Source organism: Neisseria canis (assembly GCF_900636765.1).
In the GTDB taxonomy this organism is placed as follows: Bacteria; Pseudomonadota; Gammaproteobacteria; order Burkholderiales; family Neisseriaceae; genus Neisseria; species Neisseria canis.
This window is the reverse complement of record NZ_LR134313.1, coordinates 996,635-1,019,612: the sequence shown is the minus strand read 5'-3', so window position 1 is coordinate 1,019,612 and position 22,978 is coordinate 996,635. Positions and strand designations below refer to the sequence as shown.

Below are 22,978 nucleotides of genomic sequence, written 5' to 3'. Positions count from 1 at the left end.
TTAGCCCTAATCGGTTAATCTTCTTCAATCTTTTGTTTTGCCGCCCAACCGCCTGATGCGGTTATGCGCTGATATTTTTTACATGCCTGTCTGAAGGGTTTTCAGACGGCTTTTCAGGTAGCCTTGTTGAGGCCGTCTGAAAAGGGATTTTTTAAAGTGTTTAAAATGCTTCGCCGTATCGGATTCAAGAATCCGACCTACGGCTTGCTGCCCGTTATTTCTCCGCGCCAATCATGGCTAAAAACTCATGCTCGGTCAGTTTCGGCGTATCGTTGGCCAAATCGTAATACGGTGCTTTGCAGTCGATAAAAATTTGGCTTTCCAGCTCAAAATCGGCGTTATCGGCAAATAATCCCGCATTGATGTAATAATCGTCGCCCACCTGCACAAACAGGTGCGTGCCGCATTGTTTGCAGAAACAGCGTTCCGCCCATTCGGACGAGCAGTAGCGGCCGATATGTTCGCTGCCACTGATTTCAGGTTTTTTGGCCGTCAAGGTAAAACTTGCACCACTACCCCAAGTACGGCATTTGCCGCAATGGCAGGCGTGCAGCTTGCGGTCAGCTTCAACTTTTATGGATACGGCACCACACAAGCATTTTGCTTCCATTTTTGCTTCCTTTCTTTTCAGACGGCCTTTCAGGTAGCCCTTACTGCAACTCCGCCAATTTCGCTTCAATCGCTTCTTCGGTCATAAAGCTGCACATTTTGTGGTTGTGTTTACCATGTACTCGCCTTCCACTAAGGTGTAGAGGCCATCTGAAGTGATTTCATCGCAGCCGATGCCGAGTTTTGTGGGTCGCATTCTTGGATCCGACCTACGGCTTACTATCCTATTTATTCAAATCTTTATAATATTTTCTTGAATAAAAGTTTCAAAAGTATTAATTGCCCCACTGTGCTCTACAATCTTACCATTCTCAACTTTATCGACATCAATTCCAGTAAAAGTCAATTTCCTGTTTGTCGGCTGTATTCCCAAAAACACGCCTTTATGGGTTCCCATTGCAATAATTTCTGAAATTACATACTCTTTTTCTGAGAATTGGTTAATAACTTGGATTGTAAAATCAGGATACGTTTCCCGCACATCTGAAATGTGCTTTTTCATACCATCTAAGCCTATTGGAAATATTTCTGTTCCCACTCTCAAATTACATTTTTCATCAACATAATTTTCGATTTCATCCATCAGATTTCTCGAAAAAATCTGCTCATAAAAATATTTCACCAATTCTTTTGAGTTCATAACCTGCTTAACAACTTAATTGACCCACTTTTTTACAGACGGTCTTTGCGGTGTTACCGGGTTTTCAAACCAACCTCAATCTTCTACCTTTCAGGCTGGCTTTTATTTCAACTCCGCCAATTTCGCTTCAATCGCTTCTTCAGTCATAAAGCTGCACATTTTGTGGTTGTTTACCAGCATCACGGGGGCATCGCCACATGCGCCCATGCACTCGCCTTCCATTAAGGTATAAAGGCCGTCTGAAGTGGTTTCGCCAAAGCCGATGCCGAGTTTCTGTTTCAGGTATTCGGCCGCATTCACACCGCCGCGCAGGGCGCAAGGCAGGTTGGTGCAGACGGTAAGTTTGTATTTGCCTACGGGGGCAAGGTCGTACATATTGTAGAAAGTGGCAACTTCGTAAGCGGCTGCCGGTGCGATGCCGACATAATCGGCCACAAACTCTATGGTTTCGGGCGTGAGCCAGCGTTTTTCTTCTTGGGCAATGCGTAATGCACCCATGATGGCGGAACGGCGTTGGTCGGCGGGGTATTTCGCCAATTCAACATCTATCAGTTTTAAAGATTCTGCGGATAACATTATCGGTCTACCTCTCCGAATACGATGTCTTGCGTACCGATGATGGCTACCACGTCGGCCAACATGTGGCCGCGTGCCATTTCGTCCATGCCTTGCAGGTGGGCAAAGCCGGGGGCACGGATTTTCAGGCGGTAAGGTTTGTTGGCGCCGTCTGAAATCATATAAATGCCAAACTCGCCTTTGGGGTGCTCGACTGCGGCATAGGTTTCGCCTTCGGGCACGTGCATGCCTTCGGTAAACAGTTTGAAGTGGTGAATCAAGTCTTCCATACCCATTTTCATTTCGGTGCGTTTGGGCGGCGCGACTTTGTGGTTATCGACAATCACGGAGCCGGGGTTGGCTTTGAGCCATTGCACGCACTGTTTGATAATACGGTTGGATTCGCGCATTTCGTTGATACGGCACAGATAGCGGTCGTAGCAGTCGCCGTTTACGCCGACGGGAATATCGAAATCAACGTTGGCATAGGCATCATAAGGGGCTTTTTTGCGGATATCCCATTCGATGCCCGAACCGCGCAGCATCACGCCGGTAAAGCCTTTTTGCAGGGCGCGTTCGGGCGAAACCACGCCGATGCCGACTGTACGCTGTTTCCAAATACGGTTGTCGGTAAGCAGGCTTTCGTATTCGTCTACACAAGAAGGGAAGCGTTCGGTGAAAGCTTCGATAAAATCGAGCATGGTGCCTTCACGGGCTTCGTTGAGCTTTTTCAGCACTTTGGCATTGCGGAATTTGCTCGATTCGTATTTAGGCATGAAGTCGGGCAAATCACGATATACGCCGCCGGGGCGGAAGTAGGCCGCGTGCATACGGGCGCCGGATACGGCTTCGTATAAGTCCATCAACTCTTCGCGCTCGCGGAAAGCATAGAGGAATACAGTCATCGCGCCGATATCGAGCGCATGGGAACCGATACCCATCAGGTGGTTCAGAATGCGGGTTACTTCGGCAAACATCACACGGATGTATTGGGCGCGGATAGGGACTTCGACTCCGGTCAGTTTTTCTACTGCCAAACAATACGCCTGTTCGTTGACCATCATGGAAACGTAGTCCAAGCGGTCCATATAAGGCAGGGCTTGCAGGTAGGTGCGGGTTTCGGCCAGTTTTTCGGTACCGCGGTGCAAAAGGCCGATATGGGGGTCGGCACGGACGATGGTTTCGCCTTCCAGCTCCAAAATCATACGCAATACGCCGTGTGCGGCAGGGTGCTGCGGACCGAAGTTGATGGTGTAGTTTCTTAATTTATTAGCCACCGTAGTTCTCCTCGCGGACGATGCGCGGGGTAATTTCGCGCGGCTCGATGGTTACGGGTTGGTAAATCACGCGTTTTTCGGCTTCGTCGTAGCGCATTTCTACATAGCCGGAAATCGGGAAATCTTTGCGGAAAGGATGGCCGACAAAACCGTAGTCGGTGAGAATGCGGCGCAAATCGGGGTGGTTGTTGAACAGAATACCGAACAGGTCGAAGGCTTCTCGTTCGTACCAATCGGCGCTGTTGTAGATATCGGTAACGGAATCGACAACAGGAAAATCGTCATCTGCCGCCCACACGCGTACGCGGATGCGTTGGTTGTTTTTTATTGACACCAACTGGCTGACTACGGCAAAGCGCTTGCCTTCCCACGGTTCGTTTTTATAGGTGCTGTAATCGACACCGCATAAATCTACCAACGATTCGAAGTGCAGGTCGGCATGATCACGCAGCGTGGTCATGATATTCAGGTAGTGCTCGGGTTGGCATTCAACGGTAATTTCATCTAAAGCCAAGATCACTTTGCTTGCTTTATCGCCCAACACGTTTTGGACAACCGGATACAAATCGTTTACGTGCATCTTGTTCTCCTAGTTACGGGCAATGGTGTAAGTGCGTTTGATTTTGCCTTGCAGCTGAATCAGGCCGTAAATCAAGGCTTCGGCAGTTGGCGGACAGCCGGGTACATATACGTCTACCGGCACGATACGGTCGCAACCGCGGACTACTGAATAAGAATAGTGGTAGTAGCCGCCGCCGTTGGCGCACGATCCCATCGACAACACCCAGCGCGGCTCGGCCATTTGGTCGTACACGCGGCGCAACGCGGGTGCCATCTTGTTGCACAAAGTGCCGGCCACAATCATCAAGTCGGACTGACGCGGAGACGGACGGAAAATAATGCCGAAACGGTCGAGGTCGTAACGCGACGCACCTGCCTGCATCATTTCTACCGCACAGCATGCCAAGCCGAAAGTTACCGGCCACAACGAACCTGTGCGCACATAATTCAACACCGTATCCGCGCTGGCGGTTACGAAGCCTTTATTCAAAACGCCTTCTATTCCCATTCCAGCGCACCTTTTTTCCATTCGTAGATAAAGCCCACCGTGAGCACCACAATGAACACAAACATCGACCAGAAGGCAAACTGTCCGTGGGAAACCATCAGGTCTTTAAACACCACTGCCCACGGAATCATGAATGCCACTTCCAAATCAAACAAGATAAACAGAATCGCCACCAAGTAGTAACGCACGTCGAATTTCATACGGGCATTTTCAAATGCTTCGAAACCGCATTCAAACGGCGTGTCTTTTTCGTGGTAGTGGCGTTTCGGGCCGAGCACATTACCCAGCACCAAAAACAATATGCCCGCTGCCAAACCGACAATCAAAAAGATTAAAACGGGGAAATAGTTAGCTAACATGGTTTTTTACACCTGTTTTGTTAAGCACAAATAGATAAAATAAATGTAGGCTATTGTAGCCAAAATTACTGCTGATTAAAAGTTAAACACTCCCGATTTTTTTGAAAAAGTTCAATAATTTCAATACTTTTATGATAACGATTATCATTAAATGATTTTATAAGATTATTTTGCTTATTTTTTGAGCATTTTTAGGCGTGATTATTTTAAACTGTATTTAATTCAATTTAACTTTTCTTAATATTTTCAATATGCATAGCACGCCTGCCGCATTCATTGTTTTATTTATTGCACAAAAAACATGCAAATCCTTTGTCTGAAATCCGGAAAGTCTTATTTTTTTATTTTTTGGAATTTTATGCTCAATTTACCGAAAAACCAATTATCTAAATGTTTTAATTATCACTATTCGGAAATATAGCGGATAAAACAGCGGAAAATGTGTTTTTCAGACAGGCATTCTGCAGCTGCTTGCAAGCATAACAATTATTCGGAAATCTCTGATTTTATGAATATTTGAATAAATTTATGGTTCTGAGAATTACCGTAAGCATAAGGTAATTAATCTCTATAGATAATCAGGTGTAGCTACATGTAATCCCTAACAAAATTCAGACAGGCATAGTTTCACCCTGATGTTAACCATTTCGACTTTACCGCTTAGCCGATCCGCTTAAACGGCGGCAGGCAGGCGAGCAGGCGTTTGCCGTAGGAATGGGTTTGGATGCGGGTATCGAGGATGGTTACGCGGCCGTAGTCGCGCTCGGTACGGATAAGCCTGCCCACGGCCTGCACCAGTTTGATGCTGGCTTCCGGTACGGTAATTTCCATAAACGGAATGCCGCCGCGCTGCTCAATCCAGCGGCTTTGCGTTTTTTCAATCGGGTTGTCTGGCATGGAAAACGGAAGTTTGGCAATGATGACCTGTACACAGGCTTCGCCGGGCAAATCCAAGCCCTCGGCGAAGCTGTCCAGCCCGAAAATGATGCTGGGTCGGCCAGCCTCAATCGCTTCGTAATGTTTTTGCAGCAGCACGGCTTTGGGGATTTCGCCCTGTATCAGCAGATAAGGCAGATGGCTTTCCGGCAAACGCATGGCCACTTCGTTCATCTGTTTTTTCGAGGTAAACAACACCAGCGTGCCGATGGCTTCTTCGGCGGATATGAGTTTGGGCAGCCATTCGACAATGGCGTCGGTGTGGGCATCCGGCGTTTTCGGGCTGGCAGACAGCGGCGGGATATAAAGTTCGCCCTGCTCGGCGAAATTAAACGGGCTTTGCAGAGCCAGCGTGGTGGTTTCGGGCAGCCATATCAGGCCGGTTTGGCGCAGCAGCAAATCAAAATTGCCCAACGAGCGCAAAGTAGCCGAGGTCAGCAGCGCACCTGCGGCGCGGCGCCACAAACCGTTGGCCAGATGGCCGGCGCTGCTGATGGGGCTGGCGTTGAATATGTAGTCGTTTTTGTCGCCGGTTTTGCGTTCCACCCATTTGGCCAACGGCTCCTTGCCTTCCTCCGGCTCAGTTGCCATCAGCTCCCACACGGCGGCGATTTGTTCGACGCGTGCGACAAAAAGGCCTAATTCGCCGGTAAGGCGGTCGATTAGCGGACCGTCTTTGTCTTTGTCGCGGCGGGCAGCGGCCAGTGCGTCGCTTAAGCTATATATGTTTTTGAGCAGGCTTTTGGCGGCGGTGTTCGTGTTGGAAACCAGCAAAGCCAAGTCGGGCGGAATTTTTCCGTCTTCCCAGAGCCAAACGGGATCGTTGTCTTTGCCGCTTAAATCCAGCTTCGGTTCGCTGCCGAGGTGGAACAGCCATTCAGACAGGCTTTCCTGCAGGCCGGCAGCGGCTTCGTCGGCCAGGTTGGCGGGCTCGGTTTTGTCGGTTAACGCGGCCACTTTGTTCACAATGGCGGGCAGCTTTTCTACCGTCCACATCGCCAGGTTTACCGAATGTTCGGCGGCAAATCGGCTGAGGGCTTTTTTGGGCAGATGGTGGGCTTCGTCGATACAGTAGAAACTGTTTTCAGGCGCAGGCAGAATCACGCCGCCGCCCATGCTGATGTCGGAAAGCAGCAAATCATGGTTGGCCACCACCACATCTACGGTTTCCAATGTTTCGCGCGCTAAAAAAAACGGGCATTCGGGGCGGTTGGGGCAGGCGGCTTTCAGACAGCCGTGCCGGTCGTTGGTAATTTGAAACCACAGTTTATCGGGGATTTTTTCCGGCCACGTGTCGCGGTCGCCGTTGAAGCGGCGGGCGGCAAATTCGTCCGACAGCTTGCGCAAAGTGTCCAAATCTTGTGCGCTCGGCTTGTCGCTGAACATCACGGAAGGCAGGTCCTCAAAACCCAAAAGGTTGGTTTGCGCATTGGTTTGGGTAAGCTGGTAAAGCTTATAGGGGCACAAATAGCGGCCGCGCCCTTTGGCAAGGACAAAACTTAATTCAAGGCCGCTTTTTTCCACCAGAAAAGGCAAATCCCGGTTGACCAATTGCTCCTGCAACGCCACGGTAGCGCTCGACACAATAAGGCGCTTGCCGCGCGTTTGCGCCATAATGCCGCCCGCCAGCAGATAGGCCAGCGATTTGCCCACGCCGGTGGGCCCTTCGATAACGGCAATACTCTCGCCCTCGCGCTCGGGGGCTTCTTCGCCCTCTTCCCGTACTTTGCTGCGTGAAAACGCGTTGGCCACGGCTGCAATCATTTCGCGCTGCGAAGGGCGCGGCGTGAACTGAGGCAGGTTTTCGGAAATGGCACGGTAATGGTCGCGGATGGCGTTTTTTTCTAGGTCGGTCAGCATGTCGGCAGCAATAAAAAGCGGGCGGGCAAGAAAGCCCGCACCCTGAGTGTATCAAGCCGGTATTTTAACATTGAACACTATGCCTGTCTGAATCCATCTTTTTCAGACAGGCATAACCGGCTACACCACCACATTCTGCGGCTTGCCCTCTGCAAAGCGCTCCACATTTTCACGCAGGATGTCAAACAAACGGTTGCGCGCTTCGATGCTGCCCCAGGCCATATGCGGCGTGACAATCAGGTTGGGCAGGCGGGCTTTGAGCAGTGGGTTGCCGTTGCGCGGCGGCTCTTCGGTGAGCACGTCGAAACCGGCGCCGCCCAGCGTGCCGTATTTCAGCGCGGCAATCAGGGCATGTTCGTCAACCAGGCCGCCGCGTCCGCAGTTAATCAGGATAGCGCCGGGTTTCATGTTTTGCAGCTCGGCTTCGCCTATCATATTGCGCGTTTGCGGGTTGAGCGGGCAATGCAGGGAAACCACGTCGGCGCTGCGGATGGCCTCTTCAAACGGCACGTAAGCTTCACGCACGGTTTGGGCATGTTTGTGCTCCCCGAACACCACCTTCATTTTAAACGCCTCTGCATAGCCGGCCAGCATCTTGCCGATGTTGCCGCGCCCGAAAATCGCCAGCGTTTTGCCGTTCAAATCACGCATGGGGGCGCCGAAATGGCAAAAGAAACGCGCCTGCTGCCACACGCCGGCGGCTACGTCGCGCTGATAGGCAGGCAGGTTGCGCATCAGGGCAATCATCAGCATAAACGCATGTTCGGCCACCGATTCGTTGCCATAGGCGCGGATATTGCACACAGCAACGCCCGCCGCTTTGGCGGCTTGAATATCCACATTGTCATAACCGGTAGCGGCAATGGCAATCAGCTTAAGCTGCGCATTGTCGGCGATATGTTGCGCATTAATCACTACTTTATTGGTAATAATGACATCGGCACCGGCAATCCTCTCGGCGGTGTCTTCCGGCTCGGTGTAAGGATATTCGGTGAGCGTGTGCGGGCATTTGGGCTGGAAAGCTTGGCCGGGTAAGGTATCACGGTCGAGAATCACGATATTGAGCATGCTTTGCTCCTTTATTGAAGTCTGTGTTTTTAGCATTTTAAATCTTAAAAAGAATAACGATTTATTTTAGCTAACATCAGATTAAGAAAATCACATGGGCTTCTGCGGCGGCAAATGATATTGTGTTTCATTATTAAAACACAAACCGCACTTAAGATTATGTTGAAAACCATCACTTTTGCTATTTTACACTTCGGCGTTGCCTTCAGCATCGCTTATCTGCTTACCGGCAGCATCGGCATTTCCAGCGCGGTGGCGCTGATTGAACCGCTGGCCAACACCGTGGTGTTTTATTTCCATGAAAAAGCATGGAACCGCTATGAGCGCAAAAAAGGCATCCGCTCTCCCCAAAAAAGCAAAATCCCGCTGCACCAATGCGTAGGCAGCTGAGCTGTGTTACGCTTCGGGCATTTCCAACCCGCAACAGTAAGGAGCGTTTATGAGCCTGAAGATTGAAGACATCGAAACCGGCAGCGGCAAAGAAGCCGTGAAAGGTAAAGAAATTACCGTGCATTACACCGGCTGGCTGGAAGACGGCACCAAGTTCGACTCCAGCATCGACCGCAGCCAGCCGCTCACCATCACTTTGGGCGTAGGCCAAGTGATTGCCGGCTGGGACGAAGGCTTCGGCGGCATGAAAGAAGGCGGCAAACGCAAGCTGACCATTCCGCCCGAAATGGGTTACGGTGCCCGCGGCGCAGGCGGCGTGATTCCGCCCAATGCCACGCTGGTATTCGAAGTGGAGCTGCTGAAAGTGCACGATTGATCGGTTTTACCCCCGATAAGCCAATGCCTGTCTGAAAACTTATTTAGCTTGTTTTCAGACAGGCATTGTTTAATTCAAGATAAAAAATAAAGGCATACAGGCAAAACGATAAGCCGGGTTCTGTCGTTGGGCAATCATTCCTCTAGGCGCACCATTGCTGATGCGCTCCAGCAACCTACCCGAACACTCGGCGAGCAGCGTCGTGGTGTTCTGTTTGGTCTTGCTCCGAATGGGGTTTAGCCTGCTGCGCCTTGTTACCAAGTGCACGGTGCGCTCTTACCGCACCTTTTCACCCTTACCTGTGCTGCGCAAAGCAGCCATCGGCGGTATTGCTTTCTGCTCCACTTTCCGTCGCGTTGCCGCGCCCGGCCGTTAGCCGGCATTCTGCTCTGCGGAGCCCGGACTTTCCTCCCCGCAAGGCACGAAACCTTGCGCGGCGATTGCCTGTTCTACCTGTATGCGGCGGCGATTATAGCATGAAGTGGCGGCGGTATTCGGTTTCAGACAGGCATTATCCGTTTTGCGGCGGCGTTTCCTCTCCGCTTGTCGCATAACCTGCTTGCGCTGCCGCCAACCGCTCCTGCCGCCTGCTCAAGCGGTACCAACCCGCCAAACGCACGATAGCGAGCATGGCAATCCACGGCAGGCAAAGCGCCACAATCAGATAACGCGGATTGGCGAAAGACACCACCTGCTGCCTGCCCGCCATTTTCACCAAAGCCCAAGCCCATTCCCACAATGAACCCAATGAAAACGCCAATACAGCGAGCAAGCCCAACGTGGAGAAAAAGCCGATATGCATTACGCGCTTTTGCAGCACGGTGCGGTTGAGCCGCAGCAACACCAGCAGCCCGAAACCCACAATCAGCACCATGCCGCCGTTCGCCAGCACCTGCAAGCCGTTAAACGCGATTTCGGGCGCAACCGGCAGCCCGTCTTTGTGCAGCTCCTGTTTGTTCAGGTGCAGGCTTTTGGCCAGGTTGGCCGAAAATCCGTAAAGCATATCCGCCAACACAATCCACACCGGCAGCGACGACAATATTCTTCTCATTTTCAAATGGTTTCACTCTTGGCAACAAGGCGGCAAGTGTACCATTATCCGGCGCAGTATAGTCGGCCGGTTGAACAGTTGCGGTACTACCCGCTTACCTACCCGGCTGTGCCGATTTAAGAATGCCTGTCTGAAAACTTTCAGACAGGCATCAATACCTTTACAGCCTATTTTGCAAAATCTGCCACAATTCAGGCTTCAACATAATCGTGTTATGGTCTGCTTCCAGCTCAAACGCTTTATCCTGCTTTTTCAATAATTTCGACAGTTTATGCATGTTTTCAACACCAATCAGCGCATCCTGCCGGCCATGCAGCAAAGTAATCTCCGATTGCTTGGCCGCAGCAATAAAATCTGCGGTAGGAATACGGTAGCGGATGAGAAATTTTGGCATCCAAACCACTTTCTCATGCAAAAAATCATCCAGCTTGAAATACGGGGCAAACAAAGCCAACTTCCTGATACCGTATTGCCTGGCCGCCCGCGCCGCCAAACCGCTGCCCATCGAGTAGCCGGCCACGACTTCCGGCTTTCCGCCAAAATCGTTCCGCACATACTCAACCGCTTTATCCGCATCATCAAACAGCACCGCTTCACTGGAAATCCTGCCGGTGCTTTTACCGTAGCCACGGTAATTGAATAGATAAGTTTCATAACCAAGCGCCGCAAACCGCTCCGCAACAGGGCTCCAGTCTTGCAGCGTGCCTGCGTTACCGTGAAAAAACAGCAATGCGCCTTTAGGCTTTTGCGCATGAATACGCAAACCGTTCAACACAGCACCGTCCGCAGCCAAATTGATTTCTTCAAACGGTGAACGCAGATCAAATCTGTAACCGCTCTCCAGCCGAGCGGGAAGAAATATCAACTTCTCTTGAAAACAATAAAGTGCAGCCGCCACCAGAATGTAGGAAATAAACATGCATTGAACGGAAAAAACCAATAATTTTTTCAACATAATCGGCTTCTTTTCCTTCAAAGAATTTACCCTACTACTCTAACCGATTTTTCAGACAGGCATCAACCAGCCTGCGCCCCCTCCCAATCTGGGTTAAAATACCGCCAATAATCTTTCATTATCCCAACGAGCACACCATGGATCAGCACACCGAAACCGAACGCAATATAGACGATGCCGAAATCGACAAATTCAGCCGCCTCGCCCACAAATGGTGGGATACCGCCGGCGAATTCAAACCGCTGCACGACATTAATCCCCTACGGCTGGGCTATATCGACCGGCACGGGCAGCTGGCCGGGAAAACCGTGCTGGATGTCGGCTGCGGCGGCGGCATCTTGTCTGAAAGCATGGCCAAACTGGGTACGGAAGCCGTAACCGGCATCGATATGGCCGAAAAATCACTGAAAACCGCCGAATTGCACGCGCTTGAATCCGGCATAGACAACCTAAAATACCGCTGCATCAGCGTGGAAGACTTGGCTGCCGAAGCCCCGCACAGTTACGACATCGTAACCTGCATGGAAATGATGGAGCACGTTCCCGACCCCGCTTCCATCATCCGCGCCTGCGCCAAACTGGTGAAACCCGACGGCACGGTGTTTTTCTCCACCATCAACCGCAACCCGAAATCCTACGTTCACGCCATTCTCGGTGCCGAATACATTTTAAACCTCGTGCCCAAAGGCACGCACGACTGGAAAAAATTCATCACCCCCGCCGAGCTCGCGCGCATGTGCCGCCAAGCCGGGCTTGACGTGGTAGACACCAAGGGCATGGGCTACAACCCGCTGACCAAAGTTTATTCGCTAAACGAGAACACCGACGTGAACTACATGATTGCCTGCAAACCGGTGCAGGCTTCCCACACTTGAACAGCCATGCCTGTCTGAACGTTTTTTCAGACAGGCGTTTGTTTAGGTGCTTTGCAAAGCCTTCTTAACAAAAATCAACCGTTTCCCAAATATTCGTTGAAATGCGGTCAAACCAGCCATTATACTTACGCCTTGTAATCAAAAGTAGTTCCGAATTGTCTTCAAAAAATCAAGTGCTTCTGCAGGCTGCTGCCCTTCAGCACAAACAGAGAATTTACGCAAAGGAACCATCATGAAAAAAACAGGTGTACTCAACGCAGAACTCTCCAAACTCATCGCCACTTTGGGGCATGGCGATATGCTGGTAATCGGTGATGCCGGCCTGCCCGTTCCCCACGGCGTTCCCTGCATCGACTTGGCCGTCAGCTTGGGCGTACCCGCGCTGCGGCAGGTATTGGATGCCGTATTGCAGGAAATCTGCTTGGAAAAAATCACGCTGGCAAAAGAAACCGAAACGCACAGCGCCGATTTATGGCGGTTTGCGCACAACCATGCTGAAAACAACCGCATTCAAACCGCAACCGTAAGCCACGAAACGCTCAAGCAGCTTTCCCAAACCGCCCGTGCCGTCGTGCGGACCGGCGACACCACCCCCTACACCAATATTATTCTTCATTCCGGAGTGCCGTTTTAATGAACCAGCCGAAATTATTGGTGGAGATGCGGCAAATCAACAAATCGTTCGGCCCCGTGCAGGTGTTGCGCGGTGTGGATTTTGATTTGCGCGCCGGAGAAGTCCATGCCCTGATGGGCGAAAACGGCGCGGGCAAATCCACCCTGATGAAAATCCTCACCGGCATTTATCAGGCCGAAGAAGGCCGGGTGTTGATAGATGGCCGCGAAGAAACCATCAAAACACCTGTCGACGCACAAAAGCTAGGCATCGCCATCATCCACCAAGAACTCAACCTGCTACCGGAAATGACGGTTGTGGAAAACTTTTTTCTCGGGCGGGAAATCGTGAAACACGGCGTGCTGCAAAAGCAGCAAATGACCAAAATTGTTACCGAACAGCTTGCCGCATTGCAGGCCAACTTCGGCCCCGATACTTTGATTAAAGAATTATCGGTGGGTCAGCAACAATTGGTAGAAATCGCCCGCGCGCTTTCGATTGATGCGAAAGTGATTATCATGGACGAGCCTACCGCCGCCTTAACCGAGCCTGAAATCCAACGCTTGTTCGGGATTGTGCGGCAGCTTGCCGAAAAAGGCGTCGGTTTGGTTTATGTGTCGCACCGCATGGAAGAAATTTTCCAAATCTGCCAACGCATAACCGTATTGCGCGACGGCATTTCGGTCGGCACCAAAGCGATTGCCGATACGCATTTCGACGATGTGGTCAGCATGATGGTGGGGCGCGAACTGAACGAGCGTTTTCCCGAACGCAACAGCAACATCGGCGAAGTGAAATTGGCAGTCAGCAATCTTTCAAACGGCCTCAACGTCAGCGGCGTCAGCTTTGAAGTGCGTGCCGGAGAAATTCTGGCATTTGCCGGGCTTATCGGCTCGGGGCGCACCGAAATCGCCAACACCTTGTTCGGCTTATCCCCGCTGGCGGAAGGCGAAATCAAAATCGACGGCAAGCCCGTGCAAATCAAAAGCCCGCGCCATGCCATCGCCCATAAAATCGCTTACGTTACCGAAGACCGCAAAGCCAAAGGTTTGATTCTTGATATGAGCGTTCGCGAAAACAGCACGCTGGTGCATCTGCCCGTAAAAAACGGCATGGTTGACCGCGCCCACGAGAAAAGCTACATCAAACAAGCGGTTGAGAAGCTGAAAATCAAAGTGGCCGACACCGAAGAAGCCGTGCGCCGCCTTTCCGGCGGCAACCAGCAAAAAGTCGTGTTGGCCAAATGGCTGATGGAACTGCCGGAAATCCTGATTCTCGACGAGCCGACACGCGGCGTAGATGTGGGCGGCAAAGCCGAAATTTACCGCATCATCAACGAATTAAGCCGTGAAGGCGTAGCCATCATCATGATTTCGTCGGAGCTGCCCGAAGTGCTCGGCGTATCCGACCGCGTGGCGGTGATGTGCGAAGGCCGTCTGAACGGCATTTTGAATACCAAAGAGGCTGACCAAGAAAAAATCATGGCATTGGCAGCCGGAGGAAACGCAGCATGAAACCATTGTCTATCGGCGCCACCGTCAAAAAAATGGGGCCTTTATTGGGTTTGGTGGTATTGTCGGCCGTATTGAGTGCGGCCACGCCCAACTTCCTGACTTCTAATAACTTATTCAGCGTATTGCGCCAAGTAACATACAGCGGCCTGCTGGCTTTCGGCATGACGTTTGTGATTCTGATCGGCGGCATCGATTTATCGGTCGGCGCGATTCTGGCTTTGGTCGGCATCATCACCGCCAGCCTGATTCAGACAGGCATGGATCCGATTTTAGCATCCTGCATCGGCATTCTGCTCGGCGCCGCCTGCGGTGCGGTAAACGGGCTGTTGGTGTCGGTAGGCCGCATCGCTCCCTTCATCGCCACGCTGGCCACCATGATTCTCTTCCGCGGAATCGCGCAGGAATATTCCCAATCCAAACCGATTACCATCAATGTAGACGGCTTCTTTAACGATATCGGCTCGGGCTATCTTTTCAACACCGTTCCCACGCCTGTGGTGTTGATGCTGGCCGTTTATTTCGTTTTATGGTTTGTGTTGAAAAAAACCCGTTTCGGCCGCCACGTTTACGCGCTCGGCGGCAGCGAAGACGTCGCCCGCATTTCCGGCCTGAAAGTCAGAAGCCTTAAACTTTGGGTTTATACTTTATCGGGCATGCTTTCCGCCGTGGCCGCTTTGGTCGTTACCAGCCGCCTTTCTTCCGCCAGCCCCAACGCCGGCGTGATGTACGAATTGGATGCGATTGCCGCAGTCGTATTGGGCGGAACCAGCCTGTCCGGCGGGCGCGGCTGGCTGTTCGGCACACTCGTTGGCGTGGTATTGCTCGGCGTATTGAGCAACGGCCTCAACCTGCTGAACGTATCGGCCAACTACCAACTGATTATCAAAGGCGCGGTTATTCTGTTTGCCGTTTTACTCGACCGCAAAAACGCCTGATTTTTCTTACCCTCTCACAATGGAGAACCACGATGAAATTCTTACGCAAAGCCTCAGCCCTACTCATTACCGGCGTTCTGCTTGCCGCCTGCGGCCAACAACAGGCCGACAACAAAACCGACGCTTCCGAAGCCGCAACCGGCGACACCGTAGGCTTGGCCATTTCCACCCAAAACAACCCGTTTTTCGTTAACCTGAAAGAAGGCGCACAAGCGCAAGCCGACAAACTCGGTTTGAAACTGGTGGTAGTGGACGCCAACGACGATTCGGGCAAACAAGCCGCCGGCGTGGACGATTTGCTGCAGCAAAATATCAAAGTGCTGCTGATCAACCCCACCGACTCCGAAGCCGCAGCCGCTTCAGTCAACCGTGCGGCCAAAGCAGGCATTCCCGTTATTTCCATCGACCGCTCGGTGAAAGGTGCCGAAGTGGCTTCACATGTGGCGTCCGACAACGTTGCCGGCGGTAAAATGGCAGCCGAATATATCGTCAGCAAACTGCCCTCAGGCGGTGAAATGGTCGAACTGGAAGGCATACCCGGCTCTTCCGCCGCCCGTGAGCGCGGCGAAGGTTTCCACCAAGTGATGGACGCACAACAAACCATTAAAATCGTTGCCAAACAACCGGCCGATTTCGACCGCACCAAAGGCTTGACCGTAATGGAAAACATTCTGCAAAGCCACCCGAACATTAAAGCAGTATTTGCCCATAACGACGAAATGGCCTTAGGTGCGGTAAAAGCTTTGGAAGCAGCCAATAAAAAAGACGTTATCGTGGTCGGCTTTGATGCAACCGACGACGCCCAAGCCGCGGTTAAAGCCGGCAAAATGGCCGCAACCGTCGCCCAAAAACCGGCCAAAATCGGAGAACTGGGCGTAGAAGCTGCCAAGAAAGTGATTGCCGGAGAAACCGTGGAAAAATCCATTCCCGTGGAATTGGAATTAATCAAACCGTAATCCGTTGCCGCAACAGTGCATCCGAATCAGCCGTGCCTGTCTGAAAACGTTCAGACAGGCACGGTTATATCGGCCGTATTGATTGCGTTTATTCGGAATGCAAACCGTATTTCTTCAGCTGATATGCCAGTGTGGCGCGGCTGATATTCAGTTTACGCGCGGCTTCGGAAATATTGCCGCCGCTGCGGCGCACGGCTTCCTGAAGAATATCGGCAATCCAATTTTCCAGGTCAAAGCCCTGTTCCAGCAGCTGACCGATATACGTATCTTTGAGGTTTGCATCTATTCCGGCGGAAAGTGCGTCGCCGGCGATACTGAAATAATCGTAACCGGGCGTAAAATGGGGAAACAGATTTTGCGCCTCGATAAAGTGGTTGTGTTCGGTGAGGATGATGCCGCGTTCGATTACGTTTTCCAGCTCGCGGATGTTGCCCGGCCATTGGTGTTTGAGCAGAAGCTCGCGGCCGTGGTCGCTGATGCCGAGTATTTTTTTCTGGTAAATCGCGCTGTATTTTTCGAGAAAGTATTTGATGAGCAGGGGAATATCCTGCCTTCGTTCGCGCAAGGGCGGGATATAGACGGGGAAGGTGTTGAGGCGGTAATAGAGGTCGGCGCGGAATTTGCCGGCGGCCACGGCGTCGGCGAGGCTTTCGTTGGTGGCGGCCACCAGCCGCACATCGACTTTGCGTACTTGTGCGCCGCCTACGCGCTCCAGTTCGCCTTCCTGCAAAACCCGCAATAATGCGGCTTGTGCGCGCGGCGACAGTTCGGCGACTTCGTCGAGGAAAATCGTGCCTTTGTCGGCGCGTTCAAACTTGCCGGCTTTGCTTTGTGTGGCGCCGGTAAAGGCGCCGCGTTCGACGCCGAAGAGTTCGGCTTCGATCAGTTCGGACGGGATGCAGGCGCAGTTGATGGCGACGAAAGGCTGGTTGCTGCGGTCGCTGCCGGCGTGCAGCCCTTTGGCAAAGGCTTCTTTGCCGACGCCGGTTTCGCCTTCGAGCAACACGGCGGCTTTGCTTTTGGAGGCTTTGTTGAGCATCTCGCACACGTGACGGAAGGCGGGGGATTCGCCCACGGCATCAAACAGGCTGCCTTGCTCGAGCAGGTCGTTTTGCTTGCGGTGTTTGAGTTCGTCCAGCTCGCTGCGCAGGCTGAACAGTTCTTCTTCTACAGGATCAGGCAGCATCAAGCGCTCCAAATCAGTCGTTTCGTCCCATTCTTCTATCGGTTTGCCGATGATGTGGCAGTGGGTATGCCCCATGGCTTCGCATTGGGTTTCGGTAAAGGCAATCTGTTTGCCCATGAAATAGCTGCTGTATCCGCTGGCATAGCCGAGTAAAGTCCAGCACACCGGCTCTTGGCTGATACCGTTTTTCTTTTTGTGGTAGGCCACTTCAAACGAATCTTCCCAGGCAAACACGCCGTAAAACTTGCCGTGTTCGATGTCGATTTCCAGCGTAACGGGTGTGACTTTTACCATACCGCGGGTGGTATGCAGCTGGGGGCCGACTAAAAATGCGTCTTTCGGGTCGCTGCCGGAACGCACTTTTTTGGCGATTTCGGCATCCTGCACGCCGGCGTAATAGCCGTAGCGCATGAAAAAGCGTTTGGCCCGCTCTTTGCCCAAAGATTCGACCAAATCTTCGCGCAGCCGCCATAAAGCGTAGGCGTGGCTCAGCAGCATGCGCTGTTCGCAAAACCAGATTTTTCCGTTCTCCACATCAAACCTGATTTGATCGATCAGGTCTTGTTTGTCTATCTGCCCTGTTTGGTGTGGTGGCATAGCAGTGCTCCTTTGTACGCATTATCCCGGCGGCCTTTATTCGTTTGTTTGTATCTGAATGCCTGTCTGAAAAACGGTTTTCAGACAGGCATTTGATGGCGCCCTGCTTACTAATATTCACACCTATCAATATTTTGTCAAATATTTCAATGATTTTTGTAACTCGTATCACTATGTTTTATATACATATTTTCAATTCTGTTTGATTATTTGGTGAAAACGGCTGCTGCGCTTCACCAAATGATGAAATATTTTTCCAGCTTGTCTTTCATATCTCTGCCGCATATTTGCCCATAAAATTTTTATTCTTTTAATTATCAACAAATTGTGATTGAAAGTTGGATTTGGCATCAAAAATGCTAAGTCTTTTCGTACGGCCTGCCCGTTTAAGAAAGGAAGTGGATGAATATGCAAACAACTGCACCGGCCAGATTTGTAAAGTATGTCCGGGTACGCAGCGAGCCGGATGCCCGTTTTGTCGAGTTTGACTTTGCGATTAACGACCCGTCGCTGTTTGTGGAACTCATCATGCCGAAAGACTGTTTTGATCTGTTCTGCCGACGCAACAAAGTCGTGTACATGACCGAAGAACAAGCGGAGAAAAACGACGAAGAAGCCGCCAAATGGCGCTACGGCACCGAAGCCGAGCTGCGGTAAACCGCCAACACCACAATAGCTGCGGCACGCGGTTTCAGACAGGCATTTAAGTTAAGGCCGTCTGAAAACAGTCTGCTTCACAGCCATAACCATCCCCCGAGGAGAAGGAGAAACAGAATGTCTTTGGAAATCAAAACCGCCACCATCGACCCCGTGCGCCAAACCTACGCGCACATCGCCCGCCGCTTCGGCGAGAAGCCCGCTTCCCGCTATCAGGAAGCCACTTACGACGCCCAAGCCGCCGTCAATTTCCATTACCGCCCGCTCTGGATGCCCGAAAAAGAGCTGAACGATCCCACCCACACCGCGCTGACCATGCAGGACTGGTACGCGCTGAAAGACCCGCGCCAGTTTTACTACGGCGCTTATGTGCAAAACCGCGCCAAGATGCAGGACACAGCCGAGAGCAACTATGCCTTTTTTGAAAAGCGCAATCTCGCTTCGCTGATTAAAGAAAGTGTGAAAACGCGCATCATCACCGGCCTCTTGCCGCTGCGCCATGTCGAGCAAACCGCCAACCTGAACATGATGTCGTGCTGCGCCTACGGCTACGGCACCGCTTTAACCCAAGCCTGCCTGTATGCCGCGATGGACCGCTTGGGCATCGCCCAATACCTCTCGCGCATCGGCCTCTCGTTGGACGACAACAGCGGCGAATCCTTAGCCGTGGCCAAAAAAGCGTGGATGGAAGATCCCGCGTGGCAGGGCGTGCGCGCTTTGTGCGAAGAGCTGCTGGTACATAAAGACTGGGGCGAATTGTTCGTCGCCCAAAATCTGGTGGTGGATACCTTGCTGAACATCGTTTTCTATCAGCACTTCGATAACTGGCTTTCTGCCAACGGCGCGCGCGATATTTCCATGTTGACCGAATTCATGCAGTCCTGTCTGAAAGACCAAGCCGGCTGGGCAGACAACGTATTGAAAACGCTGGCCTCCGAAAACGAAGCCAACCGCGAACAGCTCAAGAGCTGGATGGAAAAATGGCAGGAAAAAGCTTTTGCCGCCTACCGCCCCATCATTGCCGACCTGTTTGGCGGCGAAGCCGAAAACATATTGGCCGAAACCGCCGCCCAAATCCAACAGCGCGCCGCGAAAACCGGATTAATCGAAAAAGGAAAATAAGCATGAGTTCAAAAGTTTATCTCGCCCTGCAAGACAACGACACTTCCCGCTATATCGTTGAAGCCGTCGAACAGGACAATCCCGATGTGGTGGTGATTTACCAGCCCGCCATGATCCGTATGGAGTGTGAAGGCAAGTTGGTGGTGAACAAAGCCACGGTAGAAGAAAAGCTGGGGCAAAGTTGGGAGGTGCAGGAGCTGCATCTGAATCTGGTTACCATCGGCGGCAACGTGGACGAAGACGACGAAAGCCTCACGTTAAGCTGGAACCGTTAATCGCCGGTTTGAGGATTAAAGAGGAGAAAAAACAATGGCAAAACTGAATTTAAAAGACAAATACCGCTTGCTTACCCGCGATTTGGATTGGGATTTTTCCTATCAAGACCGCAAAGAAGCGTTTCCGTATGAAGACTTTGAAGGCATCAAAATTACCGATTGGTCGAAATGGGAAGACCCGTTCCGCCTCACCATGGATGCCTATTGGAAATATCAGGCCGAAAAAGAGAAAAAACTGTATGCCATTTTTGATGCGTTTGCCCAAAACAACGGCCAGTTGAATATCTCGGATCCGCGCTATGTGAACGCCATCAAAATCTTCCTGACCGGCGTTACCCCGCTCGAATATCAGGCTTATCAAGGTTATGCCCATGTAGGCCGCCAGTTCGGCGGCATCGGGGCGCGCATTGCCTCGCAAATGCAGTCGATCGACGAATTGCGCCATGTGCAAACCCAAATCCACGCCATGAGCCACTACAACAAATATTTCGACGGCTTCCAAGACTGGAGCCACATGCACGACCGCGTGTGGTATCTCTCCGTGCCCAAATCGTTCTTCGAAGACGCCCGTTCGGCAGGGCCGTTTGAATTTTTGCTGGCCATCAGCTTCTCGTTTGAATATGTGCTGACCAATCTGTTGTTTGTGCCGTTTATGTCGGGCGCGGCGCACAACGGCGACATGGCCACCGTTACCTTCGGTTTCAGCGCGCAATCCGACGAAGCCCGCCACATGACGCTCGGCCTCGAAATCATCAAATTCCTGTTGGAACAGCACGAAGACAACCTGCCCATCGTGCAGAAGTGGATCGACAAATGGTTTTGGCGCGGCACCCGCCTGCTGTCTATCGTGGCCATGATGATGGATTACATGCTCCCCAACAAAGTGATGTCGTGGAAAGAAGCATGGGAAGTGTATTTCGAAGAAGCCGGCGGCGCGCTGTTTAAAGATTTGTCGCGCTACGGCATCCGCCTGCCCAAATACAGCGATGTGATCGAGAAAGAAAAAGAGCACATTTCCCATCAAGCGTGGTGGATTTTCTACAACTTCGGCCACGCGGCGGGCTTCCACACTTGGATTCCGACCGACGAAGAGCTGGATTGGCTGAGCGAAAAATACCCCGACACTTTCGACAAATACTACCGCCCGCGCTGGGAGCTGGCGAAAAAAATGGAAGCCGAAGGCAAACGCTTCTATTCAAACGGCCTGCCGCAACTGTGCCAAGTGTGCCAAGTGCCGATGGGCTTTACCGAAATGAACGGCGACCCCGGCGAAATCAGCTACCGCAGCGCCGAATTTGAAGGCGAGCGTTACCACATGTGTTCAGACGGCTGCCACGATATTTTTGTGGACGAACCCGAAAAATTCGTACAGGCCTGGCTGCCGGTTCATCAAATTCTCCAAGGCAACTGCGGCGGCCCCGATTTGGAAAGCATTTTGCGCGACTACTACCGCCTCAATGTGGGAGCCGACAACTTGGATATGAAAGGTTCTCCCGACGAACAAAGATGGAAAGAATGGAAAGGCGTGGCCTGATCCGCCCGATTTGTTCGCACCGGCCTGCCGCAGACGCAGAGGCCGTCTGAACAGGCTGCATACACAACCCGATAAATAAAAGGAGAGAACACCATGCCTACCAAAGCCATTGTGAGCAATTACTGCGGCGAAGTGCGCGACCGTCGCGAAAACTTCGGCGGCAACATTTTAGTATTTGTCGGCTGGGACAAACACCTGCTGTTTTGTTCGGCGCTGGCTTTCGCCCTGCCGCCCGATATGCCCTTCCAAGATTTCCGCCAAAACGTGCTTAAGCAGGGATTTTCGCAGCACCCCGACTTCGATTCCATCAAATGGGACGATGTCGAGTGGCAGTTGAACGGACGTGCGCTTGCCCCCGATGACGGCAAAACCCTCGAACAGCTCGGTTTCGACCATAAATCCCTGCTGCGCTTCAACACTCCCGGCCTCAACGGCTGGAACGGCAGCGGCGTATAAGCAGATAAGGAGGGTGCAATGAGCTACCAAGTAACAGTAGAGCCGACCGGCGATGTGATCGAAGTGGAAGAAGGCCAAACCATTCTGAATGCCGCGCTGCGTCAGGGCGTGTGGCTGCCCTTTGCCTGCGGCCACGGCACCTGCGGCACCTGCAAAGTGCAGGTAACCGACGGTTACGGCGATTTGGGCAACGCCTCACCGTTTGCCTTGATGGATGTCGAGCGCGACGAGGGCAAGGTTTTGGCCTGCTGCTTCATGCCGGAATCGGACGTAACCATCGAAGCCGACATTGATGTCGATCCCGATTTCTTAGGCTACCCCGTGGAAGACTACACCGCTACCGTGGCAGCAGCCGAACCGCTTTCCCCCACCATTTTGGGCATTACGCTGAAGCTCGACCGGCCCATGCAGTTTCAGGCAGGCCAATACATCAACCTGCAAGTGCCGGGCGTGGAAGGCACGCGTGCGTTTTCGATTGCCAATCCGCCGTCGATGGCCGATACGGTTGAACTGCATGTGCGTAAAGTCGAAGGCGGCGCGGCCACAACCTGGCTGCACGAAAACCTGAAAGAAGGCGACGAATTGCCGCTTTCCGGCCCTTACGGCCAATTCTTCGTGCGCAAATCCGACGACCAAGATGTGATTTTCATTGCCGGCGGTTCGGGTTTGTCCAGCCCCGAATCCATGATTCTCGACTTGCTGGAAGCGGGCGACAGCCGCCGGATTTACCTGTTTCAGGGCGCGCGCAACGTAGCCGAACTCTACCACCGCGAGCGGTTTGAAAAGCTGGCCGAAGCGCATGAAAACTTCCACTACATTCCGGCATTGAACGCCGCCCTGCCCGAAGAAAACTGGCAAGGCTTCAACGGTTTCGTACACGAAGCCGTGGCCGATTATTTCAGCAACCGTTGCAGCGGCCACAAAGCTTATCTGTGCGGCCCGCCGCCGATGATAGAAGCGGCCGTATCCACCCTGATGCAGAGCCGCCTGTTTGAGCGCGACATCCACATGGAGCGTTTCTTAACTGCTGCCGACGGCAGCGAAACACAAACCCGTTCGGCCTTGTTCAAAAAAATCTGAACCACGGTTCAGATGTTCAGACAGGCCGTCTGA

The 22,978-nt window shown here is 52.2% G+C and carries 25 protein-coding genes, 1 other RNA gene and 1 pseudogene; 13 read left to right on the top strand and 14 right to left on the bottom strand.

What is annotated here, in order from left to right; all coding sequences use genetic code 11:
• Positions 1 to 214: 214 nt before the first annotated feature.
• The 10 genes and pseudogenes from EL143_RS04720 to EL143_RS04675 form a co-directional block, all read right to left on the bottom strand.
• Entirely contained in the window at positions 215 to 610 is a 396-nt protein-coding gene (locus EL143_RS04720; RefSeq protein ID WP_085416692.1) for a GFA family protein, read from the bottom strand.
• Positions 611 to 650: 40 nt separating this feature from the next.
• Positions 651 to 793 (bottom strand): annotated as a pseudogene (locus EL143_RS04715) (NADH-quinone oxidoreductase subunit NuoE); the annotation flags it as partial.
• A gap of 48 nt (positions 794 to 841) precedes the next feature.
• Complete coding sequence (locus EL143_RS04710) at positions 842 to 1,192, bottom strand: ester cyclase (protein WP_231990503.1); 351 nt, start codon at positions 1,190 to 1,192, stop codon at positions 842 to 844.
• A 159-nt stretch (positions 1,193 to 1,351) separates the two neighbouring features.
• Entirely contained in the window at positions 1,352 to 1,825 is a 474-nt protein-coding gene (gene nuoE, locus EL143_RS04705; RefSeq protein ID WP_085364297.1) for an NADH-quinone oxidoreductase subunit NuoE, read from the bottom strand.
• Positions 1,825 to 3,081 (bottom strand): NADH dehydrogenase (quinone) subunit D, encoded by a 1,257-nt coding sequence (gene nuoD / locus EL143_RS04700; RefSeq protein WP_085416693.1) that lies wholly within the window; start codon positions 3,079 to 3,081, stop codon positions 1,825 to 1,827. The genes nuoE and nuoD overlap by 1 nt, the downstream gene beginning before the upstream one ends.
• Entirely contained in the window at positions 3,074 to 3,661 is a 588-nt protein-coding gene (locus EL143_RS04695) for an NADH-quinone oxidoreductase subunit C (RefSeq protein ID WP_054599409.1), read from the bottom strand. The genes nuoD and EL143_RS04695 overlap by 8 nt, the downstream gene beginning before the upstream one ends.
• 9 nt (positions 3,662 to 3,670) lie before the next feature.
• Positions 3,671 to 4,150 carry a NuoB/complex I 20 kDa subunit family protein gene (locus EL143_RS04690; protein WP_009115715.1) on the bottom strand — a complete coding sequence of 160 codons (480 nt, stop codon included), beginning with the start codon at positions 4,148 to 4,150 and terminating at the stop codon, positions 3,671 to 3,673.
• Positions 4,141 to 4,509 (bottom strand): NADH-quinone oxidoreductase subunit A, encoded by a 369-nt coding sequence (locus EL143_RS04685; RefSeq protein WP_085416694.1) that lies wholly within the window; start codon positions 4,507 to 4,509, stop codon positions 4,141 to 4,143. Before EL143_RS04685 ends, EL143_RS04690 begins: the two co-directional genes overlap by 10 nt.
• 660 nt (positions 4,510 to 5,169) lie before the next feature.
• Positions 5,170 to 7,305 (bottom strand): ATP-dependent DNA helicase DinG, encoded by a 2,136-nt coding sequence (gene dinG, locus EL143_RS04680; protein ID WP_085417261.1) that lies wholly within the window; start codon positions 7,303 to 7,305, stop codon positions 5,170 to 5,172.
• Between the two features lie 120 nt (positions 7,306 to 7,425).
• Positions 7,426 to 8,373 (bottom strand): D-2-hydroxyacid dehydrogenase, encoded by a 948-nt coding sequence (locus EL143_RS04675; protein WP_085417260.1) that lies wholly within the window; start codon positions 8,371 to 8,373, stop codon positions 7,426 to 7,428.
• A gap of 159 nt (positions 8,374 to 8,532) precedes the next feature.
• Here EL143_RS04675 and EL143_RS04670 point away from each other — a divergent pair, with 159 nt between their 5' ends.
• Together EL143_RS04670 and EL143_RS04665 are read left to right on the top strand one after the other, a co-directional pair.
• The gene (locus EL143_RS04670; RefSeq protein ID WP_040667363.1) at positions 8,533 to 8,763 is read left to right on the top strand and encodes a DUF2061 domain-containing protein; all 231 of its coding nucleotides are present in this window, start codon (positions 8,533 to 8,535) and stop codon (positions 8,761 to 8,763) included.
• 49 nt (positions 8,764 to 8,812) lie between these two features.
• The gene (locus EL143_RS04665; protein WP_085417259.1) at positions 8,813 to 9,139 is read left to right on the top strand and encodes an FKBP-type peptidyl-prolyl cis-trans isomerase; all 327 of its coding nucleotides are present in this window, start codon (positions 8,813 to 8,815) and stop codon (positions 9,137 to 9,139) included.
• A gap of 93 nt (positions 9,140 to 9,232) precedes the next feature.
• Here the strand turns inward: EL143_RS04665 and rnpB are convergent.
• From rnpB to EL143_RS04650, 3 genes are all read right to left on the bottom strand, one after another.
• Positions 9,233 to 9,595: RNase P RNA component class A (gene rnpB / locus EL143_RS04660), an RNA gene on the bottom strand.
• 55 nt (positions 9,596 to 9,650) lie between these two features.
• A complete protein-coding gene (locus tag EL143_RS04655) occupies positions 9,651 to 10,190 on the bottom strand; it encodes a hypothetical protein (RefSeq protein WP_085417258.1) in 540 nt (179 codons plus the stop codon).
• 160 nt (positions 10,191 to 10,350) lie between these two features.
• Positions 10,351 to 11,145 carry an alpha/beta hydrolase gene (locus EL143_RS04650; RefSeq protein ID WP_085417257.1) on the bottom strand — a complete coding sequence of 265 codons (795 nt, stop codon included), beginning with the start codon at positions 11,143 to 11,145 and terminating at the stop codon, positions 10,351 to 10,353.
• A gap of 137 nt (positions 11,146 to 11,282) precedes the next feature.
• Between EL143_RS04650 and ubiG the strand changes: the two genes are divergently transcribed.
• The 5 genes from ubiG (at position 11,283) to rbsB (ending at position 16,038) form a co-directional block, all read left to right on the top strand.
• The gene (gene ubiG, locus EL143_RS04645; protein WP_085417256.1) at positions 11,283 to 12,020 is read left to right on the top strand and encodes a bifunctional 2-polyprenyl-6-hydroxyphenol methylase/3-demethylubiquinol 3-O-methyltransferase UbiG; all 738 of its coding nucleotides are present in this window, start codon (positions 11,283 to 11,285) and stop codon (positions 12,018 to 12,020) included.
• Positions 12,021 to 12,252: 232 nt separating this feature from the next.
• Complete coding sequence (gene rbsD / locus EL143_RS04640; RefSeq protein ID WP_085417255.1) at positions 12,253 to 12,654, top strand: D-ribose pyranase; 402 nt, start codon at positions 12,253 to 12,255, stop codon at positions 12,652 to 12,654.
• Positions 12,654 to 14,147: a sugar ABC transporter ATP-binding protein gene (locus tag EL143_RS04635; protein ID WP_085417254.1), complete on the top strand. Its 1,494-nt coding sequence runs from the start codon at positions 12,654 to 12,656 to the stop codon at positions 14,145 to 14,147. Before rbsD ends, EL143_RS04635 begins: the two co-directional genes overlap by 1 nt.
• Positions 14,144 to 15,082, top strand: a complete 939-nt coding sequence (locus EL143_RS04630; protein WP_054600382.1) for an ABC transporter permease — start codon at positions 14,144 to 14,146, stop codon at positions 15,080 to 15,082. Before EL143_RS04635 ends, EL143_RS04630 begins: the two co-directional genes overlap by 4 nt.
• 32 nt (positions 15,083 to 15,114) lie before the next feature.
• Positions 15,115 to 16,038, top strand: coding sequence for a ribose ABC transporter substrate-binding protein RbsB (rbsB, locus tag EL143_RS04625; protein WP_085417253.1), 924 nt, complete (start codon positions 15,115 to 15,117; stop codon positions 16,036 to 16,038).
• A gap of 88 nt (positions 16,039 to 16,126) precedes the next feature.
• Here rbsB and EL143_RS04620 read toward each other — a convergent pair whose 3' ends face one another.
• Positions 16,127 to 17,821, bottom strand: a complete 1,695-nt coding sequence (locus EL143_RS04620; protein ID WP_085417252.1) for a sigma-54-dependent Fis family transcriptional regulator — start codon at positions 17,819 to 17,821, stop codon at positions 16,127 to 16,129.
• Positions 17,822 to 18,223: 402 nt separating this feature from the next.
• On the opposite strand from EL143_RS04620, the gene EL143_RS04615 reads away from it, so the two are divergent.
• From EL143_RS04615 to EL143_RS04590, 6 genes are all read left to right on the top strand, one after another.
• A complete protein-coding gene (locus tag EL143_RS04615) occupies positions 18,224 to 18,478 on the top strand; it encodes a phenol hydroxylase subunit (protein ID WP_085417251.1) in 255 nt (84 codons plus the stop codon).
• Positions 18,479 to 18,595: 117 nt separating this feature from the next.
• The gene (locus EL143_RS04610; protein ID WP_085417250.1) at positions 18,596 to 19,600 is read left to right on the top strand and encodes an aromatic/alkene monooxygenase hydroxylase subunit beta; all 1,005 of its coding nucleotides are present in this window, start codon (positions 18,596 to 18,598) and stop codon (positions 19,598 to 19,600) included.
• Between the two features lie 2 nt (positions 19,601 to 19,602).
• Complete coding sequence (locus EL143_RS04605) at positions 19,603 to 19,875, top strand: MmoB/DmpM family protein (protein ID WP_085417249.1); 273 nt, start codon at positions 19,603 to 19,605, stop codon at positions 19,873 to 19,875.
• Positions 19,876 to 19,909: 34 nt separating this feature from the next.
• A complete protein-coding gene (locus EL143_RS04600; protein WP_085363678.1) occupies positions 19,910 to 21,409 on the top strand; it encodes an aromatic/alkene/methane monooxygenase hydroxylase/oxygenase subunit alpha in 1,500 nt (499 codons plus the stop codon).
• 93 nt (positions 21,410 to 21,502) lie between these two features.
• Entirely contained in the window at positions 21,503 to 21,865 is a 363-nt protein-coding gene (locus EL143_RS04595) for a phenol hydroxylase subunit P4 (RefSeq protein ID WP_085417248.1), read from the top strand.
• A gap of 18 nt (positions 21,866 to 21,883) precedes the next feature.
• On the top strand, positions 21,884 to 22,945 hold the full coding sequence (locus EL143_RS04590) for an NADH:ubiquinone reductase (Na(+)-transporting) subunit F (protein WP_085417247.1): 1,062 nt from the start codon (positions 21,884 to 21,886) through the stop codon (positions 22,943 to 22,945).
• Positions 22,946 to 22,978 lie beyond the last annotated feature (33 nt).

Coding starts and splice junctions, on each gene's coding strand:
- EL143_RS04720 (WP_085416692.1), bottom strand. CDS start 610: ATGGAAGCAAAATGCTTGTGTGGTGCCGTATCCATAAAAGTTGAAGCT.
- EL143_RS04710 (WP_231990503.1), bottom strand. CDS start 1,192: ATGGATGAAATCGAAAATTATGTTGATGAAAAATGTAATTTGAGAGTG.
- nuoE (WP_085364297.1), bottom strand. CDS start 1,825: ATGTTATCCGCAGAATCTTTAAAACTGATAGATGTTGAATTGGCGAAA.
- EL143_RS04695 (WP_054599409.1), bottom strand. CDS start 3,661: ATGCACGTAAACGATTTGTATCCGGTTGTCCAAAACGTGTTGGGCGAT.
- EL143_RS04690 (WP_009115715.1), bottom strand. CDS start 4,150: ATGGGAATAGAAGGCGTTTTGAATAAAGGCTTCGTAACCGCCAGCGCG.
- EL143_RS04685 (WP_085416694.1), bottom strand. CDS start 4,509: ATGTTAGCTAACTATTTCCCCGTTTTAATCTTTTTGATTGTCGGTTTG.
- dinG (WP_085417261.1), bottom strand. CDS start 7,305: ATGCTGACCGACCTAGAAAAAAACGCCATCCGCGACCATTACCGTGCC.
- EL143_RS04675 (WP_085417260.1), bottom strand. CDS start 8,373: ATGCTCAATATCGTGATTCTCGACCGTGATACCTTACCCGGCCAAGCT.
- EL143_RS04670 (WP_040667363.1), top strand. CDS start 8,533: ATGTTGAAAACCATCACTTTTGCTATTTTACACTTCGGCGTTGCCTTC.
- EL143_RS04665 (WP_085417259.1), top strand. CDS start 8,813: ATGAGCCTGAAGATTGAAGACATCGAAACCGGCAGCGGCAAAGAAGCC.
- EL143_RS04655 (WP_085417258.1), bottom strand. CDS start 10,190: ATGAGAAGAATATTGTCGTCGCTGCCGGTGTGGATTGTGTTGGCGGAT.
- EL143_RS04650 (WP_085417257.1), bottom strand. CDS start 11,145: ATGTTGAAAAAATTATTGGTTTTTTCCGTTCAATGCATGTTTATTTCC.
- ubiG (WP_085417256.1), top strand. CDS start 11,283: ATGGATCAGCACACCGAAACCGAACGCAATATAGACGATGCCGAAATC.
- rbsD (WP_085417255.1), top strand. CDS start 12,253: ATGAAAAAAACAGGTGTACTCAACGCAGAACTCTCCAAACTCATCGCC.
- EL143_RS04635 (WP_085417254.1), top strand. CDS start 12,654: ATGAACCAGCCGAAATTATTGGTGGAGATGCGGCAAATCAACAAATCG.
- EL143_RS04630 (WP_054600382.1), top strand. CDS start 14,144: ATGAAACCATTGTCTATCGGCGCCACCGTCAAAAAAATGGGGCCTTTA.
- rbsB (WP_085417253.1), top strand. CDS start 15,115: ATGAAATTCTTACGCAAAGCCTCAGCCCTACTCATTACCGGCGTTCTG.
- EL143_RS04620 (WP_085417252.1), bottom strand. CDS start 17,821: ATGCCACCACACCAAACAGGGCAGATAGACAAACAAGACCTGATCGAT.
- EL143_RS04615 (WP_085417251.1), top strand. CDS start 18,224: ATGAATATGCAAACAACTGCACCGGCCAGATTTGTAAAGTATGTCCGG.
- EL143_RS04610 (WP_085417250.1), top strand. CDS start 18,596: ATGTCTTTGGAAATCAAAACCGCCACCATCGACCCCGTGCGCCAAACC.
- EL143_RS04605 (WP_085417249.1), top strand. CDS start 19,603: ATGAGTTCAAAAGTTTATCTCGCCCTGCAAGACAACGACACTTCCCGC.
- EL143_RS04600 (WP_085363678.1), top strand. CDS start 19,910: ATGGCAAAACTGAATTTAAAAGACAAATACCGCTTGCTTACCCGCGAT.
- EL143_RS04595 (WP_085417248.1), top strand. CDS start 21,503: ATGCCTACCAAAGCCATTGTGAGCAATTACTGCGGCGAAGTGCGCGAC.
- EL143_RS04590 (WP_085417247.1), top strand. CDS start 21,884: ATGAGCTACCAAGTAACAGTAGAGCCGACCGGCGATGTGATCGAAGTG.